The sequence below is a fragment of the Bradyrhizobium sp. USDA 223 genome, from assembly GCF_044909005.1.
GTDB classification, from domain to species: Bacteria; Pseudomonadota; Alphaproteobacteria; order Rhizobiales; family Xanthobacteraceae; genus Bradyrhizobium; species Bradyrhizobium yuanmingense.
On sequence record NZ_JBIYDR010000001.1, the window covers coordinates 6889568 to 6907930 of the forward strand.

Consider the following 18363-nt stretch of genomic DNA (forward strand, 5'->3'; position numbering starts at 1 on the left):
GTATCGCGTTAGGACTCTGGAAGAAGGCTGGATTTCCGACAATCTGAGTCATCGTTTACTAAGAAACGCGAAGTATTGGTGTCGCCCATTGCAGGACCGGCAGCCCGCACCCATCGTAGCCGGCAGTTCGGTCCGACCTCGATAGACAGATGGGAATTTGCCGATGCAGGCCTTCGATACCGTTTTGCGCAATCGCATCATCAAGCTGGTGAAGGGCATCCTCGAGCAGAATTCGCTCGCCGCAGACGTTACGCCTTCGGCCAAACTCGTCGATATCGGCCTGACCTCGATGGACATGGTCAATCTCATGCTCGGCGTCGAGGCCGAATTCGACTTCACCATTCCGCAGTCCGAGATCACGCCGGAGAATTTCCAGTCCGTGCAGACGCTGGAGCGGATGGTCGCGATGCAGCTCCAGCCGGCGACCGCGGCTTAACAGGGGCGCATCTCCCCCCGTTCCAAATCCGCCGCAAAACTGGCATAGCTTAACCATGTCACATTTGGCGGACAGGGTGGAGCAGGCATGACGCAGGCGGTATTGGGCATCATCGGCGGCTCGGGCATCTATGACCTGCCCGGCTTAGAGGGTGCGCGCGAAGAGGTGATCGAGAGCCCCTGGGGCGAGCCGTCGGCTCCTTTAAGGCGTGGCTCCATCGCCGGCCTGCCGATCGTGTTCCTGCCGCGGCATGACAAGGGGCACCGGCTGTCCCCCTCCGACATCAATTATCGCGCCAATATCGACGTGCTGAAGCGCGCCGGCGTCACCGATTTGATCTCGCTCTCGGCCTGCGGTTCCTTCAGGGAGGAACTGCCGCCGGGCACCTTCGTTCTCGTCGACCAGTTCGTCGACCGCACCCATAAGCGCGAGAGCTCGTTCTTCGGCCGCGGCTGCGTCGCGCATGTGTCGATGGCGCACCCGGTCTCGCCGCGGCTGCGCATCCATCTGGCGGCCGCCGCGGAGGCGGAAGGCATCGCGATCGCGCGCGGCGGCACTTATGTCTGCATGGAAGGGCCGCAATTCTCCACCTACGCCGAAAGCATGACCTACAAGACGCTTGGCTATTCCGTGATCGGCATGACCAATATGCCCGAAGCCAAGCTCGCTCGTGAGGCGGAGATCTGCTACGCCACCGTCGCGATGGTCACGGATTTCGACTGCTGGCATCCCGACCACGATGCGGTCACCGTGCAGGACATCATCCGCGTGTTGAATTCGAACGCCGACAAGGCGAAGGCGCTGGTGGCGCGGTTGGCCAAGGATTTTCCGCGTGAGCACGAGCCGTGCCCGATCGGTTCGGACCGTGCGCTCGACACCGCGCTGATCACGGCGCCGGAGGCGCGCGATCCCGAGCTCCTGAAGAAGCTCGATGCGGTGGCCGGGCGCATCCTGCGAGCGTGAGACGCAAGAAAAACGAAAAGGCAGAATGCCATGAAGGTCGACGGCAAGCATTTCCGCAGCATCTGGCGCGAGCGCGACGGCTGGTCGGTCGGAGCGATCGATCAGCGCCGGCTGCCGCATGAATTCGTCGTTGCGCGGCTGACCTCGTGTGAAGATGCGGCAGTTGCTATCAGGGACATGCTGGTGCGCGGCGCGCCGCTGATCGGCGCCACCGCCGCCTACGGCATGGCGCTCGCGATGCGCGAGGATGCCTCCGACGCCGGGCTGCAACGCGCTTATGACACCCTCGTCGTGGCGCGGCCGACCGCGATCAATCTGAAATGGGCGCTGGACGAGATGCGCGCGGCGCTCGCGCCCATCGATCCGGTGGAACGGGCGGAAGCGGCCTATGCGCGCGCCGACGAGATCGCCGAGCAGGACGTCGAGATCAATCGCGGCATTGCCGACAACGGCCTGAAGCTGATCGAGGCGACCGCGGCGAAGAAGCCGGGCGAGGTGGTCAACGTGCTGACCCATTGCAACGCCGGCTGGCTCGCCACCGTCGATTGGGGGACGGCGACGGCGCCGATCTATCTCGCGCATGAGCGCGGCATCAAGATCCATGTCTGGGTCGACGAGACCCGTCCGCGCAACCAGGGCGCCTCGCTCACGGCCTGGGAGCTTGGCCATCACGGCGTGCCCCACACGGTGATCCCGGACAATACCGGCGGACATCTGATGCAGCACGGCATGGTCGATCTCGCCATCGTCGGCACCGACCGCGTCGCCGCCAATGGCGACGTCTGCAACAAGATCGGCACTTACCTGAAGGCGCTAGCCGCGCATGACAACGGTGTGCCGTTCTACGTCGCGCTGCCGTCGCCGACGATCGATTTCGCCGTCCATGACGGCATCCGCGACATCCCGATCGAGCAGCGCAGCGGCGTGGAGGTCACCGACATGACCGGCCGCACCGCGGACGGCCGGCTGGAGACGGTACGCATCGTGCCCGAAAACTCGCCGGTCGCGAACTACGCCTTCGACGTGACGCCGGCGCGGCTCGTCACCGGTCTCATCACCGAGCGCGGCGTGCTGAAGCCGGATCGCGCCGCGCTGGCGTCGGCATTTCCGGAACGGATCGCTGCTGCGGCGAAGTAGATTTGGTTGGGCGATATCTCGCCACAACCGTCATTGCGAGCGCAGCGAAGCAATCCAGACCTCCTCCGCGGAAAGACTCTGGATTGCTTCGCTGCGCTCGCAATGACGGCGTATGTCGAACTACCCCAGCTTCAATCCCGTCGCCGTCTCCAGCTCCGCGATCGCCTGCGCGCCGCTCGTGACCTTGATCGTGGTCATGCCCATCTGGCGCGCCGGCTTCAGGTTGACGCCGAGATCGTCGAGATAAACGCAATTGTTCGGGTCGACCTTCAGCGTCTCGACCATCATCTGGTAGATGCGTGGATCCGGCTTGCGCAGACCGATCTTGGCGGATTCGATGACGTGATCGAACAGCACCATGACTTCGGCGATGTAGAGGGAGCGCCCCGTCATGCTGCCGATCGCGTTGGCCGGCAGATTGTTGGTGATGCAACCGGTCTTGAATTGCGCCTTGATGCGCTTGAGGGCCTGGACCATCTCCGGGCGCAGATCGCCCTGCTGCAGCGGCAGCACGTCTCGGCCGCGCACCTCCGCGCCGAGCGCGAGCGATTCGGCGGCGAACAATGCGTCGAACGTCTCGATGTCGACCTCGGCCCGCTCGAATTTGGCCCAGGCGTTTTCCAGATGATTGGCGGCGTTGGTGCGCCGGATGATATCGGCGGGCAGGCCGCGCTCGGTCTCGAACCGTGTGAACGCCTCGAAGGGCGAGCTCGTCAGCACGCCGCCGAAATCAAAGATCACCGCCTCGATCGCCAATGTCCTGCCCTCGTCAATTGCTTTCCAAGAGGGCTAGCATGCGCTATCGGCAAGAGCCAGTCCGAAGCAATCGCCCGCCTTCACCGATGCCGATGCGTGTTCCCATGAAGAAGCTTGCCACCTTCATCGCAGTTGCGCTGCTGCTGACTGCGCCCGCTCACGCCATCGTCGGCGGTGGCACGCCGCAGGCCGATGGCGTCGCCCGCGCCGTCGTCACCATCGTCGGATCGCGCGGCAATTTCTGCACCGGCAGCCTGATCGCCCCGAGGCTGGTGTTGACGGTCGCCCATTGCGTGCAGCCCGGCGCGGATTACAAGGTCGTCGATCGCGGCGGCGACGGCCAACCGCAATTGCTGAACGTGCGCACCATCGCGATCCATCCGAACTTCAACATGCAGGCGATGCAGGCGCATCGCGCCACCGCCGACGTGGCGCTGCTGCAGTTGGAAATTCCACTGAAGGGAAAATCCACGGTGACGGTCGGCATGCCCACGATTCCAATTCAGGTCGGCAGCCGCTTCGTCATCGCCGGCATTGGCGTCACGGTTCACGGTGACGGCAAAAGCGGTGGCACCACGCGCGTTGCCGGCCTCGTCGCAACCGGACAGCCCGGCACGCTGCAGATTCGCCTGGTCGATCCCGTAACCAACGGTGTTCGCGGCGGAATTGGCGCCTGCACCGGCGATTCCGGCGGCCCCGTGTTCGAGGACAGGTCGAACGGTCCCGTGCTCGTCGGCCTCATCAGCTGGTCGACAGGACCGAACGGCGCCGCCGGTTGCGGCGGCTTGACCGGCGTGACGCCGCTGACACTCTATCGCGACTGGATCTTGCAGACCGCGCGGAGCTGGGGTGCGGCACTGTGATTTGACCGCGACTTGATCTATGTCATTTTGAAGCGGAGGCGCGGCGGGTGATCATGCCCGTCGCGGAGGAAACGCGCCGTCCAATCAAGGACGGCCACAAAGACAAGCAAGGCATAGAAGCAACAATGAATGTCGCTGTTCGCAGTCACGCCACGGCCAAACAGGCTTCTGAACATTTCGACGTGCTGATCGTCGGCGCCGGCATCTCCGGCATCGGTAGCGCCTATCACATCCAGAAGCAGCTTCCGGGCACGAGCTACGTCATCCTGGAGACGCAGGAAACATTCGGCGGCACCTGGAGCACGCATCGCTATCCCGGCATTCGCTCCGACAGCGATCTCCACACCTTCGGCTACAGCTTCAAGCCTTGGGTCGGCCCGCCGATTGCGACCGCCGAGGAGATCCTCTCCTATATGAAGGAGGTGATCGACGACAACGATATCGCGCGGCACATCCGCTACAAGCACAAGATCAATTCCGCGAGCTGGTCGAGCGAGCAGAATCTCTGGACCATCGACGCCGTGACGACCGACACCGGCGAGCCCAGGACTTTCACGGCGAACTTTCTCTGGATGTGCCAGGGCTATTATCGCCATTCCGAAGGCTACACGCCGGAATGGAAGGGCATGGACCGTTTCAAGGGCCGCATCGTCCATCCCCAGACCTGGCCCGACGATATCGACCTCACGAACAAGAAGGTGGTGGTGATCGGCTCGGGCGCGACCGCGGCAACGCTGGTGCCGAACATTACCGACAAGTGCGCCCACGTCACCATGCTGCAGCGCTCGCCGACCTACTTCCGCCTCGGCCGCAACGCCATAGAGATCGCGGAGGAACTACGACGGCTGCAGGTCGACGAAGCCTGGATCCACGAGATCGTGCGGCGCAAGATCCTGTTCGAGCAGGATGCGTTCACCAAGCTCTGCGTGTCCAAGCCCGAGCAGGTGAAGAAGGAGCTGATCGGCCAGATCAGCGCCGTGCTCGGTCCCGACTACGACGTCGAGACCCACTTCACGCCAAAATACCGGCCCTGGCGGCAGCGCATCGCCTTCGTGCCGGATGCCGATCTGTTCAAGGGCATCGCAAGCGGCAAGGCCTCCGTCGTCACCGACGAGATCGAATGCTTCGTCGAGAACGGCATCCAGCTCAAGTCCGGCAAGCTGCTCGAGGCCGATGTCATCGTCACTGCGACCGGCTTCAATCTTGCCGCGCTCGGCGATATCGCCTTCGAGATCGACGGCAAGCCGCTCGCCTTCGGCGACACCGTCACCTATCGCGGCATGATGTTCACGGGCGTGCCGAACATGGTCTGGGTGTTCGGCTATTTCCGTGCCAGCTGGACGCTGCGCGTCGATCTCGTCGCCGATTTCGTCTGCCGGCTGCTCGGCCACATGAAGGCGAAGGGCGCAAAGAAAGTCGAGGTCAAGCTGCGCCCAGAGGACCACAACATGCCGATCTTGCCCTGGATCGATCCGGAAAACTTCAACCCCGGCTACATGATGCGCAACATGAACCTGCTGCCCAAGCGCGGCGACAAGCCGGAATGGCAGCACAGCCAGGACTACTGGACCGAGAAGGACGAGATCCCGAAGACGAACCTCGACGACAAGGCGTTTGTGTACAGCTGAAGATGCCGATGTAAGGGGCGGCTAGCGACCGCCATACACTCCGCTGTCGTCCCGGGGGCGCGAAAGCGAGCCCGGGACCCATACTCCCAGCCGGTGGTTGTTGAGCGAGCTGGTCACTCCGAGTCTTCGCCAAACTACTCCCTGGGGTTATGGGTCCCGGATCGGAGCTCCGCTTCGCTGCGCTTGTCCGGGACGACACTGTTAGCTGGACTAGCGGCATCTCAACTCATTTGCAGCAGTCTCACGAATTCCGCCGCGTCGCATTCGCGGCGATCGCGGCCGCGGCGGTCCGGTTCTCCACCCCGAGCTTGGCGTAGATCTGCTCCAGGTGCTTGTCCACGGTGCGCGGGCTGAGACCCAGAATTTGCGCGATGTCGCGGTTGGTCTTGCCCTTGCTGAGCCAGGCCAGCACCTCGCCTTCGCGCGTGGTGAGGCCGAGCTCGCTGGTGAATTCGGGCGGCAGCGCGGTGCCGGCTTCCTTGGAAAGCCGCAGCAGGAATTCGTTCGGCGCGGTCTCGCCCATGTAGTAGAAGCGGAGCTGCGGATTGTCGGGCAGCGACGCTGCCTGGGATTTCGAGCCGCTCTTGGCCTTCGCCTGCTCGAGCCATTGCAGCAGCGTCGGCGGCAGCACGAAGTCGTCGGCCTGCGCGCCGTGATGATCGGATAGCAGCTTCTGCGCCTGCGGCGTCGCCCACAACACGTTGCCCTGGCGATTGACCGCGAACAGGAAACGGCCGGAGACGTCGAGCGCGGCGCGCGCGCTCTGGGTCAGCCGGGCATTGCCGAGATGGACCCGGATGCGCGCCAGCATCTCCTCGATCACGATCGGCTTGGTCACGTAGTCGACGCCGCCGGCTTCCAGTCCACGCACGATGTGTTCGGTTTCGGCCAGACCCGTCATGAAGATGACCGGGACATTGGCGAGACCCGCATCGCGCTTGAGCCGGCGGCAGGTCTCGAACCCGTCGATGCCGGGCATTACGGCATCGAGCAGGATGATGTCGGGCGTGATCTGGTCGATGATGCGCATCGCCGCGGCGCCGTCGAGCGCCACCATCACCGTCATGCCGGCGCCGTCGAGCGCGTCGGTGAGCAGCCGGAGCGTCTCCGGGGAATCGTCGACGACGAGCGCGACGTCGCGCTTCTTCGATTCAATGCTCATAAGCATGCAACGTCTTCAATGTGTCCATGTACTGGTCGAGATCGAACCGATCGACCAGCGACCGCATCTGCGCGACGAAGTCGGCATGCTCGGGGTGCTCGCTGCCGATCTCGTCCAGCTTCAGCTGGATGCCCTTGACGTAGCCGATCTGGCCGAGCCCGATCAGCGCCTCGATGTGCCGCAGCGGCGGCTTCGATCCGGTCTCCGGATGCCAGAACGGCACCGCGACCTCGTGCGAGCCGTATTGCCATTCGATCTTGAGAAGCTGGCGAATCGTTGCCAGCAGCCGCGGGATGTCGATCGGCTTCATCAGGTAGCCGTCGTGGAAGGGCTGCGCCAGCGGCGTGCCATGAGCCTCGAGCGCGCTTGCCGACACCATCAGGATGCGGGCCTGATGATGGCCGCTGGCGCGCAAGGCCTCGGCGACCGCCCAGCCGTCCATGGCGGGCATCGAGATGTCGAGCAGGAACAGATCGGGCCGGCAATGCTGTGCCAATGCGAGGCAGCCGGCGCCGTCGGGCGCGCTGAGCAGGATGAAGCCGAGCGGCGTTAGCACCTCGCGCAGGAGGTCGCGATGCACGGGATCGTCGTCGGTGACGAGGATGGTCTTGCGCGGGCCGTGATAGCCTGAGACCGGCGCCTCCACCGGCGCGGTGCGCTGGGGATTGGCGACCTCCGAGAGCAGGATCTTGACCCTGAAGGTCGAGCCGGTGCCGACCGTGCTCGTGACCTTGATGTCCCCGCCCATCACGCCGGCGAGCAGGCGGCTGATGGTGAGCCCGAGGCCGGTGCCGGTCTGCGGCTGCGAGGCGCCGAGCGCACCCCGCTCGAATGGCGCGAAGATGCGTTCGAGGTCCTCGCCCTGAATGCCCGGGCCGGTGTCGATCACCTCGAACTCGGCGACGGGGCTGCGATAGTGCACCACGAACTGCACGCTGCCGGACTGGGTGAACTTGATGGCGTTCGAGAGCAGGTTGATCAGCACCTGACGCAGCCGCTTCTCGTCGGCATAGACCACGCGCGGCAGCGTCGGCGGCCGCCTGAACACGAAGTCGATGCCCTTGGCCGCGGCCTGGAGGCGGAACATGCCGACGAGCTGGTCGAGGAACTCGCTCAAGCGCACCTCGTCGCGCGACAGATACAGCCGCCCCGCCTCGATCTTGGAGATGTCGAGGATGCCGTCGATCAGCCCGGAGAGATGGTCGGCGCTGCGGCGGACGACGCGGACCTGGTCACGCGGCTTGGCACCAAGGCTCGTATCCTGCTCGAGCAGTTGCGCATAGCCGCTGATCGCATTGAGCGGCGAGCGCAGCTCGTGGCTCAGCCCGACCACATAGCGGCTCTTGGCGAGATTGGCGGATTCGGCGACCTCCTTGGCACGCTGGAGCTCGGCATCGGTGCGCTTGTGCGCGTCGATCTCCTGGATCAGCAGCGCGGTCTGCCGCCGCGTCTCGGCCTCGGCGGCGCGGCGGCTCTGCTGCGCCAGCACGAACAGCCACGCCACCACGCCGATGATAATGCTGAGCGAGAAGAACACCTTCCACAGCACGTCGGACACGAGCTCGTTGTCGCCGTGCACGTTCGCCGACGTCTGTAGATAGATGAGTCCCAGCACCAGGGCGATCAGGCCGGCGGAGACCACGAAGACACCGATATAGTGGCCGACTTGCGAGTTGATCCGGGCGTAGATCGGCTGCGGCATCAGCCGGCCCAGCGTTTCCGACACCTGCGCCTGGAATCTCGCGTGCGGCTTGCAGAGATCGTGGCAGCGCGCGTCCAGCGAACAGCACAGCGAGCAGATCGGCCCCGCATAAGCGGGGCAGGAGGCCATGTCCTCCGGCTCGAACGAGTGCTCACAGATGCAGCACTGGATCGCCTCGATGTTCTGCCAGCTCCGCTTCGGCTTGCGCGCGATGTAGTATTTGCCGCCTGTGGCCCAGGCGATCAACGGCGCCGTGAGGAAGGCCGCCGCGAGCGCGATGAAGGCCGACAGCGCCTTCGCGGTCGGCCCGAACAGGCCGTAGAAGGCGCTGATCGAGACGATGGTCGCGATCGTCATCGCTCCCACGCCGACCGGATTAACGTCGTAGAGATGCGCGCGCTTGAACTCGATCTGCTGCGGCCGCAGTCCGAGCGGCTTGTTGATGACGAGGTCGGCGACCAGCGCGCCGACCCAGGCGATCGCGACGTTGGAATAGAGCGCAAGCGTCTGCTCCAGCGCCTTGTAGACGCCGATCTCCATCAGCAGCAGGGCCACGACGACGTTGAAGACCAGCCATACCACGCGTCCGGGATGGCTGTGGGTCAAGCGCGAGAAGAAGTTCGACCAGGCGATCGAGCCGGCATAGGCGTTGGTAACGTTGATCTTGACCTGCGACAGGATCACGAAGGTGCCGGTCAAGGCCAAAGCGAGGTCGGGCTGCGACAGCACATAGCGGAAGGCTTCGAGATACATGTGCGCCGGCTCGGCGGCTTCCTCGGGCGGCACGCCGTGGCTGAGTGCGAAGAAGGCAAGGAACGAGCCCGCCAGCAGCTTCAGCGCGCCCAGCACGATCCAGCCCGGCCCCGCGCTCATCAGCGCCATCCACCAGGAGGCCCTGGAGGCGCGGCGGTCGCGCGGCAGGAACCGCAGGAAGTCGACCTGCTCGCCGATCTGCGCCACCAGCGAGAACACGACCGAGGCCGCAACGCCGAACAGCAGGAGATCGAAGTGCCCGTTGAGATCGCCGTGCTCGCCGGAGAATTTGTGCCACCCCGCAAAGGAGCGCGGATTGTGCCAGGCGATCGCGGCGAACGGAATGATGTGAAGGATCACCCACAGCGGCTGCGTCCACAATTGGAAGCGGCTGATCAGCGTGATGCCGTAGGCCACCAGCGGGATGATGACGACGGCGCTGATGAGATAGCCGACCGGCCGCGGAATCCCGAAGCACATCTCGAGCGCGGATGCGAGGATCACGGCCTCGATCGCGAAGAAGATGAAGGTGAAGGAGGCGTAGATCAGCGAGGTGACGGTCGAGCCGATGTAACCGAAGCCGGCCCCCCGCGTCAGCAGGTCGATGTCGATGCCGCATTTGGCGGCATAATACGCAATAGGCACCCCGCAGCCGAAGATGATGACGGAAACCACGACAATGGCGGCAGTCGCGTTGGTGACGCCATAGTTCAGCGTGATGGTCCCGCCGATCGCCTCCATCGCCAGGAACGAGATCGCGCCCAGTGCCGTGTTGGCGACGCGGGCGGCGGACCAGCGCCGCGCGCTTTTGGCGGTGAAGCGCAGGGCGTAATCTTCCAGCGTCTGGTTGGCGACCCATTGATTGTACTGGCGCCTGACGCGGTCTATTCGCTGCCGCCCTGCCACTTAACCCCACTCCCGATACGGACCCGGACCCCTCGCAAATTCCGTACCAGAAGCCTACGTCGGCATTTTGCGGTGCAGTATACGCGATCTTGCGTATGCGTGCGCTGCATAAATTCGAGCCATCCTCACGGGCACCAATCGCGTGTTCTCGAACAAAAGTGGGGTGCTCATGTCAGACGAAGCAAACAAGGGGCTATTGTCGCCGTTGCGGCGCAAATTATTGATGGGAATGGCCGCGGTCCCGGCCATCACCATGCTGCCGCGCGGGTCATTTGCGCAGGCGCCGGCGACCTCGGCGGTCAACACCACGGGTCTGGCCGTCACCGACACCGAGGTCACGGTCGGCATCCTGCATTCGGCGACCGGCACCATGGCGATCTCCGAGACCGGCTCGATCCAGGCCGAAAAGCTCGCTATCGAGCAGATCAACGCGGCCGGCGGCGTGCTCGGCCGCAAGATCAAGTTCATCCAGGAGGACGGCGCGTCGGACTGGCCGACCTTCGCCGAAAAGGCGAAGAAGCTGCTCGTCAACGACAAGGTGGCGGCGATCATGGGCTGCTGGACCTCGGCCTCGCGCAAGGCGGTGCTTCCTGTCGTCGAGCAGTATAACGGCATGCTCTACTACCCGACCTTCTACGAAGGCCTCGAGCAGTCCAAGAACGTCATCTACACCGGCCAGGAAGCGACCCAGCAGATTCTCGCCGGCCTGAACTGGATCGCCAAGGAGAAGGGCGCGAAGTCCTTCTTCTTCATCGGTTCGGACTACATCTGGCCACGCACCTCCAACAAGATCGCGCGCAAGCATGTCGAGAACGTGCTCAAGGGCAAGGTCGTCGGCGAGGAATATTATGCGCTCGGCTCGACGCAGTTCAACTCGGTCATCAACAAGATCAAGCTGACCAAGCCGGACGTGATCTTCACCGACGTCGTCGGCGGTTCGAACGTCGCCTTCTACAAGCAGCTCAAGGCGGCCGGCATCGATCTCTCCAAGCAGGCACTGCTGACGATCTCGGTGACCGAGGACGAGATCGACGGTATCGGCGGCGAGAACATCGCGGGCGCCTATGCCTGCATGAAGTATTTCCAGTCGCTCGACAATGCGAACAACAAGGCTTTCGTCTCGGCGTTCAAGAAGATGTGGGGCGAGAAGACGGTGATCGGAGACGTCACCCAGGCTGCCTATCTCGGCCCCTGGCTGTGGAAGCTGACGGTCGAGAAGGCCGGCTCTTTCGACGTCGACAAGATCGCCACGGCTTCTACGGGTGTCGAGTTCAAGGGCGCGCCGGAAGGCTATGTGCGCATCCACGAGAACCATCACCTCTGGTCGAAGACGCGGGTGGGGCGCGCCAAGCTCGATGGCCAGTTCGAGCTGATCTACGAGACCGCCGATCTCGTCGAGCCGGATCCGTTCCCCAAGGGATACCAGTAAGAGCGCTAGCAGTAAGTCGCGACGCCCGTCGCACTTTTCCCCCAAGGCAAAACCGCTCCCTGGCGTGGATCGCAAGTCCATGCCTCAAGCCCCCGCGTCGCGAACCTGCTCGCGACGCGGGACCCTTTCCCGACGGAGGACATGGATGTTCGGCGACTATTCGATTGGCGACCTCGGCTCGATCTTCGTCATGCAGGGCTTCGCCGGACTGATCCTGTTCTCCGTCTATGTCCTGATGGCGCTCGGCCTTGCGATCATCTTCGGCCAGATGGGCGTCATCAACATGGCCCACGGCGAGTTCATGATCCTCGGAGCCTACGTCACCTGGATGACTTCCAATCTCTTCCAGGCCTATTTGCCGAGCCTCTTCAGCGGCTACTTCTTCCTTGCCATGATATTGGCTTTCCTCGCCTCCGGCGCGCTGGGCATGCTGGTGGAATGGGGGCTGATACGGCACCTGTACAAGCGCCCGCTCGATACGCTGCTCGCCACCTGGGGCCTCAGCCTGATGCTGCAGCAGGCCTATCGCTCAGTGTTTGGCGCGCGCGAGGTCGGCGTCGAGCTGCCGCAATGGATGCTGGGCTCGCTGCGCGTCACCGACAGCATCGAGGTGCCGATCAACGGCGTCTTCGTGATGTGCCTCACCGTGCTGATCACCATTGCCGTCGCCTACGTTCTCTACATGTCGCGCTGGGGCCGTCAGGTCCGTGCGGTCGTGCAGAACCGCATCATGGCCGGCGCGGTCGGCATCAACACCGAGAAGGTCGACCGCTACACCTTCGGGCTCGGCTGCGGCATCGCCGGTGTCGCCGGCAGCGCCTTCACCATGATCGGCTCGACCGGGCCGACGTCGGGCCAGCTCTACATCGTCGACACCTTCCTCGTCGTCGTGTTCGGCGGCGCCGCCAGCCTGCTCGGCACCATCGCCTCGGCCTTCTCGATCTCGCAGACGCAATCGACGCTCGAGTTCTTCATGTCGGGCTCGATGGCCAAGGTGCTCACGCTGCTCGCCGTCGTCGGCATCCTGATGCTGCGGCCGCAGGGTCTGTTCGCCCTCAAGGTCCGCAAATAACGAGAAGCAGGAAAGTCATGATCATCAACTCACGCTTCTTCAACCGATCCGAACTGATGGGCTTCATTGCGCTCGCCGCCGTGCTGTTCGTGATCCTGCCGCTGACGCTGGACGTGTTCCGCCTCAACCTGGTCGCGAAATACCTGACCTATGCCTTTGTCGCGATCGGCCTCGTGCTGTGCTGGGGTTATGGCGGCATCCTGAGCCTGGGGCAGGGCGTGTTCTTCGGCCTCGGCGGCTATTGCATGGCGATGTTCCTCAAGCTCGAGGCCTCAAGCGTCGAGAACACCAAGATCCAGTCGACGCCCGGCATCCCCGATTTCATGGACTGGAATCAGATCACGGCGCTGCCGTTCTTCTGGCAGCCGTTTCACAGCCTCACCTTCACCATCCTCGCCATCATCCTGGTCCCCGGCCTGTTCGCCCTGATCATCGGCACCGCGATGTTCAAGCGCCGCGTCGGCGGCACCTATTTCGCGATCATCACCCAGGCCGTCGCCGCCATCCTCACCATCCTGATCGTGGGACAGCAGGGCTATACCGGCGGCATCAACGGCATGACCGACCTGCGCACGCTGAAGGGTTGGGACATCCGGCCCGACCACGCCAAGATCATCCTGTACTTCGTCGAGGTGGTGTTGCTGTTCGCCTGCATCGGCATTGCGCAGTTCATCCGCCTGACCAAGCTCGGACGCATCTTGGTGGCGATGCGCGAGCAGGAGGACCGCGTCCGCTTCTCCGGCTACAGCGTCGCCAATTTCAAGATCTTCGCCTTCTGCATGGCTGCGATCTTCGCCGCGATCGGTGGCGCCATGTTCGCGCTCAACGTCGGATTCATGTCGCCGTCCTTCGTCGGCATCGTGCCGTCGATCGAGATGGTGATCTACACCGCGGTCGGCGGGCGGATGTCGATCTTCGGCGCTGTCTGGGGCGCCATCCTGGTGAACTTCGCCAAGACCAGCCTGTCGGAATCCTTCCCTCAACTCTGGCTGTTCGGTCTCGGCGCGCTGTTTATTGCGGTCGTGCTCGCTTTCCCCAACGGCCTGTCCGGGCTTTGGGCCGATTACGTGCAGCCCCGCATCGACCGGCTGTTCGCCTCGCGCAAGCCGAAGGCGGGCTGGACCGACAATTCCGTCGCCGACGGCGCACCGGCAGAGTGAGGAGGCGATCATGCTCATCGGTCATCAGCCCAAGGACTTCCTGCTCGCGGTCTCCGGCCTCACCGTCTCGTTCGACGGGTTCAAGGCGGTCAACGACCTCTCCTTCTATGTCGAGGAGAACGAGATCCGCGTCATCATCGGTCCCAACGGCGCCGGCAAGACCACGGTGCTCGATTTGATCTGCGGCAAGACCAAGGCGACCTCGGGCTCGATTCAGTTTCGTGGCAAGGAGCTCACGAAGATGAGGGAGAACGAGATCGTGCAAACCGGCGTCGGTCGCAAGTTCCAGACGCCGTCGGTGTTCGAGGATCTCACCGTGTTCGAGAATCTCGAGATCTCGTTTCCGCGCGGCCGCACCGTGTTCGGCTCGTTGACCTTCCAGCGCGATCAGCCGGTGAAGGAACGGGTCGAGGAAGTCGCCGAGATGATCTTCCTCAAGGACAAGCTCAACACCTATGCCGACGAGCTTAGCCATGGCCAGAAGCAGTGGCTCGAGATCGGCATGCTGCTGATCCAGGATCCCGATCTGCTGATGCTAGACGAGCCCGTCGCCGGCATGAGCGTGTCCGAACGCGCCAAGACCGCCGAGCTGCTCAACCGCATCATCAAGAACCGTTCGGTGCTGGTGATCGAGCACGACATGAAGTTCGTCGAGGACATCGCGCACAAGGTCACCGTGCTGCACCAGGGCCAGATCCTTTCGGAAGGGACCATGGAGAAGGTGAAGAACGATCCCAAGGTCATCGAAGTGTACCTGGGCCATTAAGGAGCACGCTGATGCTGGCTATTTCCGATCTCCACGTCGCCTACGGCCAGAGCGAGGTGCTGCACGGGCTCAACGTCAAGGTCGCGGCGAACGAGATCGTCGCGATCATGGGCCGCAACGGCATGGGCAAGACCACGCTGATGAAGTCGCTGATGGGCATCCTGCCGGCCAAAAGCGGCTCGGTGAACATGGACGGCGCCGAGCTCGGCAACCTCAAGAGCTTTGAGCGCGTCGCCAAGGGCCTCGCCTATGTGCCGCAGGGCCGCATGATCTTCTCCACCATGACGGTGAAGGAGAACATCGAGACCGGGCTCGTCGTCTCGGGCGGCTCCGAGGTGCCTGACGACATCTACGAATTGTTCCCGGTGCTGCTCGAGATGAAAGGCCGCCGCGGCGGCAATCTCTCCGGCGGACAACAACAACAATTGGCGATCGCGCGCGCGCTCGCCACCAAGCCGAAGGTGCTGCTGCTGGACGAACCGACCGAAGGCATCCAGCCCTCCATCATCAAGGAGATGGCGCGCACCCTCAAGCGCATCCGCGACGAGAAGGGGCTGTCGATCGTCGTGTCCGAGCAGGTCCTCAGTTTCGCGCTCGACATCGCCGACCGCGTGCTGGTGATCGAGAACGGCGAGATCGTGCGCGACGATCCGCGCGATGCCGTCGATGCCGCGCAGGTCTCGAAATATCTGTCCGTCTAACCAACCGTGTAAAAGGGGAGCATCTCGATGCCAGAGACACTGATCAAGGTCGATCTCACCAAGTCGGCCTATGAAAACGACATGGTGCACAACCGCTGGCACCCCGACATCCCGATCGTGGCCTGGGTCAATCCCGGCGACGATTTCATCATCGAGACCTATGACTGGACCGGCGGCTTCATCAAGAACAACGATTCCGCCGACGACGTGCGCGACATCGACCTGTCGATCGTGCACTTCCTCTCCGGCCCGATCGGCGTCAAGGGCGCCGAGCCCGGCGACCTTCTCGTGGTCGACCTGCTCGACGTCGGTCCGCTCAAGGAGAGCCTGTGGGGCTTCAACGGCTTCTTCTCCAAGCAGAACGGCGGCGGCTTCCTCACCGACCATTTCCCGCTGGCGCAGAAGTCGATCTGGGACATCAAGGGTCTCTACACCTCGTCGCGTCACGTGCCCGGCGTCAATTTCGCCGGTCTCATCCATCCCGGCCTGATCGGCTGTCTGCCCGATCCGAAGATGCTGGACACCTGGAACAAGCGCGAGGCCGAGCTGATCTCGACCAACCCAACCCGCGTGCCCGGCCTTGCCAACCCGCCGTTCGCGCCGACCGCCCATGGCGGCCGCGCCAAGGGCGACGTCAAAGCCAAGATCGGTGCCGAGGGTGCGCGCACCGTGCCGCCGCGCGAGCATGGCGGCAATTGCGACATCAAGGATCTCTCGCGCGGCTCGAAGATCTACTTCCCGGTCTACGTCCCCGGCGCGGGCCTATCGATGGGCGACCTGCACTTCAGCCAGGGCGACGGCGAGATCACCTTCTGCGGTGCGATCGAGATGGCCGGCTGGCTCCACCTGAAGGTGGAAGTGATCAAGGACGGCATGTCGAAGTACGGCATCAAGAATCCGATCTTCAAGCCGTCGCCGATCACGCCGAACTACAAGGACTATCTGATCTTCGAAGGTATCTCGGTGGACGAGGCCGGCAAGCAGCACTATCTCGACGTCCACATCGCCTATCGCCAGGCCTGCTTGAATGCGATCGAGTATCTCAAGAAGTTCGGCTATTCCGGCGCCCAGGCCTATTCGATCCTCGGCACCGCGCCGTGCCAGGGCCACATCTCCGGCGTGGTCGACGTGCCCAATGCCTGCGCCACGCTGTGGCTGCCGACCGAGATCTTCGACTTCGACGTGATGCCGTCGGCGGCCGGTCCCATCAAGCACATCACCGGCGACATCCAGATGCCGATCTCGCCGGACAAGTGACGCCGCGCTCCCTCTCCCCGTTCTCTCGGGAGAGGGGCGGGGTGAGGGGCTGTCCCGGACGCCCGGAGGCAGCGCGTTGTGTGAACAGGCAAGAGCGTAGGTGATGCGATGCCGGTCTACGAATATCTCTGTGACGATTGCGGTCCCTTCAAGGACCTGCGCCCGATGGCGGAATGCGACGATCCGCAGAGCTGCCCGCACTGCGAGACGATGGCGCCCCGCGTCATCCTGACGGCGCCGAACTTCTTCTGCATGCCGGCGGAGAAGCGCAAGGCGCACGCCGTCAACGAGCGCAGCACGCACGCGCCGCAGACGCTGGCGCAATATAAGGCTTCCCATGGCCCGGGCTGCGGCTGCTGCTCCTCGGGCAAGACCGTGAAGGACAAGGGTTTGGCGGACAGGAAGAAGCCGGCGCGGCTGATGACCAAGACCAGGAGCGGCGCCAAGGGCTTTCCGACCGCACGCCCCTGGATGATCAGCCACTAACCCACGCCAGCATCAGACAACAGGAGCGCTCGACATGCTTCACGGTGACATCTCCAGCAGCAACGACACGGTCGGCGTCGCGGTGGTCAATTACAAGATGCCCCGCCTGCACACCAAGGCCGAGGTGCTCGACAACGCCCGCAAGATCGCCGACATGATCGTCGGCATGAAGGTCGGGCTGCCCGGCATGGATCTCGTGATCTTCCCGGAATATTCCACACAAGGCATCATGTACGATGCCAAGGAGATGTACGAGACGGCCTCGATGGTGCCGGGCGAGGAGACCGCGATCTTCGCGGAAGCCTGCCGCAAGGCCAAAGTGTGGGGCGTGTTCTCGCTCACCGGCGAACGCCACGAGGAGCATCCGCACAAGGCGCCCTACAACACCCTGATCCTCATGAACGACAAGGGCGAGATCGTGCAGAAGTATCGCAAGATCATGCCCTGGGTGCCGATCGAAGGCTGGTACCCCGGCAATTGCACCTATGTCTCCGAGGGGCCGAAAGGCCTCAAGGTCAGCCTGATCATCTGCGACGACGGCAATTATCCGGAGATCTGGCGCGACTGCGCCATGAAGGGGGCGGAGTTGATCGTGCGCTGCCAGGGCTACATGTATCCGGCCAAGGAGCAGCAGGTCATGATCTCAAAGGCCATGGCCTGGGCCAACAACGTCTATGTCGCGGTCGCCAATGCCGCCGGCTTCGACGGCGTCTATTCTTATTTCGGTCACTCCGCGATCATCGGCTTCGACGGACGCACGCTCGGCGAATGCGGCGAGGAGGATTACGGCATCCAGTACGCCCAGCTGTCGAAGCATCTGATCCGCGACGCGCGCCGCAACGGCCAGTCGCAGAACCATCTCTACAAGCTCGTTCATCGCGGCTACACCGGCATGATCAATTCCGGCGACAGCCCGCGCGGCGTCGCCGCGTGCCCGTATGATTTCTACAAGAACTGGATTAGGGATCCCGAAGGCACGCGCGACATGGTCGAGGCAATGACCCGCTCGACGCCGGGCACTGATGAATGTCCGATCGATGGCATTCCGAATGGGTCGTCTCCGAGCAACTATTGAGCCTTCGCCAGCCCTGCGTGTTGGACGACCAGCCAGATGTGAATAGCCATCCATGACGGCGGTCGTCCTGACGCATTCGTTCATGCGCGGAATGGGAATGGCGCTGCAAAA

General features: G+C 63.5%; 16 protein-coding genes. 13 read left to right on the forward strand and 3 right to left on the reverse strand.

What is annotated here, in order from left to right; all coding sequences use genetic code 11:
• The first annotated feature begins 163 nt into the window (after positions 1–163).
• The 3 genes from ABIA40_RS32070 (at position 164) to mtnA (ending at position 2536) form a co-directional block, all read left to right on the forward strand.
• Positions 164–436 (forward strand): phosphopantetheine-binding protein, encoded by a 273-nt coding sequence (locus ABIA40_RS32070; RefSeq protein WP_404545247.1) that lies wholly within the window; start codon positions 164–166, stop codon positions 434–436.
• Between the two features lie 87 nt (positions 437–523).
• Positions 524–1399, forward strand: coding sequence for an S-methyl-5'-thioadenosine phosphorylase (locus ABIA40_RS32075; protein WP_057025947.1), 876 nt, complete (start codon positions 524–526; stop codon positions 1397–1399).
• Positions 1400–1429: 30 nt separating this feature from the next.
• Positions 1430–2536, forward strand: a complete 1107-nt coding sequence (gene mtnA / locus ABIA40_RS32080) for an S-methyl-5-thioribose-1-phosphate isomerase (RefSeq protein WP_404545249.1) — start codon at positions 1430–1432, stop codon at positions 2534–2536.
• Positions 2537–2656: 120 nt separating this feature from the next.
• Here mtnA and ABIA40_RS32085 read toward each other — a convergent pair whose 3' ends face one another.
• Positions 2657–3292 carry an HAD-IA family hydrolase gene (locus ABIA40_RS32085; RefSeq protein ID WP_404545251.1) on the reverse strand — a complete coding sequence of 212 codons (636 nt, stop codon included), beginning with the start codon at positions 3290–3292 and terminating at the stop codon, positions 2657–2659.
• A gap of 104 nt (positions 3293–3396) precedes the next feature.
• On the opposite strand from ABIA40_RS32085, the gene ABIA40_RS32090 reads away from it, so the two are divergent.
• A complete protein-coding gene (locus ABIA40_RS32090) occupies positions 3397–4155 on the forward strand; it encodes a S1 family peptidase (protein WP_404545254.1) in 759 nt (252 codons plus the stop codon).
• A gap of 125 nt (positions 4156–4280) precedes the next feature.
• Positions 4281–5783, forward strand: coding sequence for a flavin-containing monooxygenase (locus tag ABIA40_RS32095; protein ID WP_404545257.1), 1503 nt, complete (start codon positions 4281–4283; stop codon positions 5781–5783).
• A 241-nt stretch (positions 5784–6024) separates the two neighbouring features.
• On the opposite strand, the gene ABIA40_RS32100 is transcribed toward ABIA40_RS32095, so the two are convergent.
• Together ABIA40_RS32100 and ABIA40_RS32105 are read right to left on the reverse strand one after the other, a co-directional pair.
• The gene (locus tag ABIA40_RS32100) at positions 6025–6951 is read right to left on the reverse strand and encodes a response regulator (RefSeq protein ID WP_404545259.1); all 927 of its coding nucleotides are present in this window, start codon (positions 6949–6951) and stop codon (positions 6025–6027) included.
• Positions 6935–10306 (reverse strand): ATP-binding protein, encoded by a 3372-nt coding sequence (locus tag ABIA40_RS32105; protein WP_404545262.1) that lies wholly within the window; start codon positions 10304–10306, stop codon positions 6935–6937. Before ABIA40_RS32105 ends, ABIA40_RS32100 begins: the two co-directional genes overlap by 17 nt.
• Positions 10307–10475: 169 nt before the next feature.
• Between ABIA40_RS32105 and urtA the strand changes: the two genes are divergently transcribed.
• The 8 genes from urtA to ABIA40_RS32145 all read left to right on the forward strand — a co-directional run bounded on the left by urtA (position 10476) and on the right by ABIA40_RS32145 (position 18252).
• Positions 10476–11735: an urea ABC transporter substrate-binding protein gene (urtA, locus tag ABIA40_RS32110; RefSeq protein ID WP_036002134.1), complete on the forward strand. Its 1260-nt coding sequence runs from the start codon at positions 10476–10478 to the stop codon at positions 11733–11735.
• A 145-nt stretch (positions 11736–11880) separates the two neighbouring features.
• Positions 11881–12807 carry an urea ABC transporter permease subunit UrtB gene (gene urtB / locus ABIA40_RS32115; RefSeq protein ID WP_036002129.1) on the forward strand — a complete coding sequence of 309 codons (927 nt, stop codon included), beginning with the start codon at positions 11881–11883 and terminating at the stop codon, positions 12805–12807.
• Between the two features lie 17 nt (positions 12808–12824).
• A complete protein-coding gene (urtC, locus tag ABIA40_RS32120) occupies positions 12825–13967 on the forward strand; it encodes an urea ABC transporter permease subunit UrtC (RefSeq protein WP_271541776.1) in 1143 nt (380 codons plus the stop codon).
• A gap of 10 nt (positions 13968–13977) precedes the next feature.
• The gene (gene urtD / locus ABIA40_RS32125; protein WP_271541778.1) at positions 13978–14733 is read left to right on the forward strand and encodes an urea ABC transporter ATP-binding protein UrtD; all 756 of its coding nucleotides are present in this window, start codon (positions 13978–13980) and stop codon (positions 14731–14733) included.
• An 11-nt stretch (positions 14734–14744) separates the two neighbouring features.
• Positions 14745–15434 carry an urea ABC transporter ATP-binding subunit UrtE gene (gene urtE / locus ABIA40_RS32130; RefSeq protein ID WP_036002119.1) on the forward strand — a complete coding sequence of 230 codons (690 nt, stop codon included), beginning with the start codon at positions 14745–14747 and terminating at the stop codon, positions 15432–15434.
• Between the two features lie 27 nt (positions 15435–15461).
• A complete protein-coding gene (fmdA, locus tag ABIA40_RS32135; protein ID WP_028133835.1) occupies positions 15462–16691 on the forward strand; it encodes a formamidase in 1230 nt (409 codons plus the stop codon).
• A gap of 108 nt (positions 16692–16799) precedes the next feature.
• Positions 16800–17177: a zinc ribbon domain-containing protein gene (locus tag ABIA40_RS32140; protein WP_157285380.1), complete on the forward strand. Its 378-nt coding sequence runs from the start codon at positions 16800–16802 to the stop codon at positions 17175–17177.
• A gap of 34 nt (positions 17178–17211) precedes the next feature.
• Positions 17212–18252, forward strand: a complete 1041-nt coding sequence (locus tag ABIA40_RS32145) for an aliphatic amidase (RefSeq protein WP_404545264.1) — start codon at positions 17212–17214, stop codon at positions 18250–18252.
• The last annotated feature ends 111 nt before the right edge of the window (positions 18253–18363 follow it).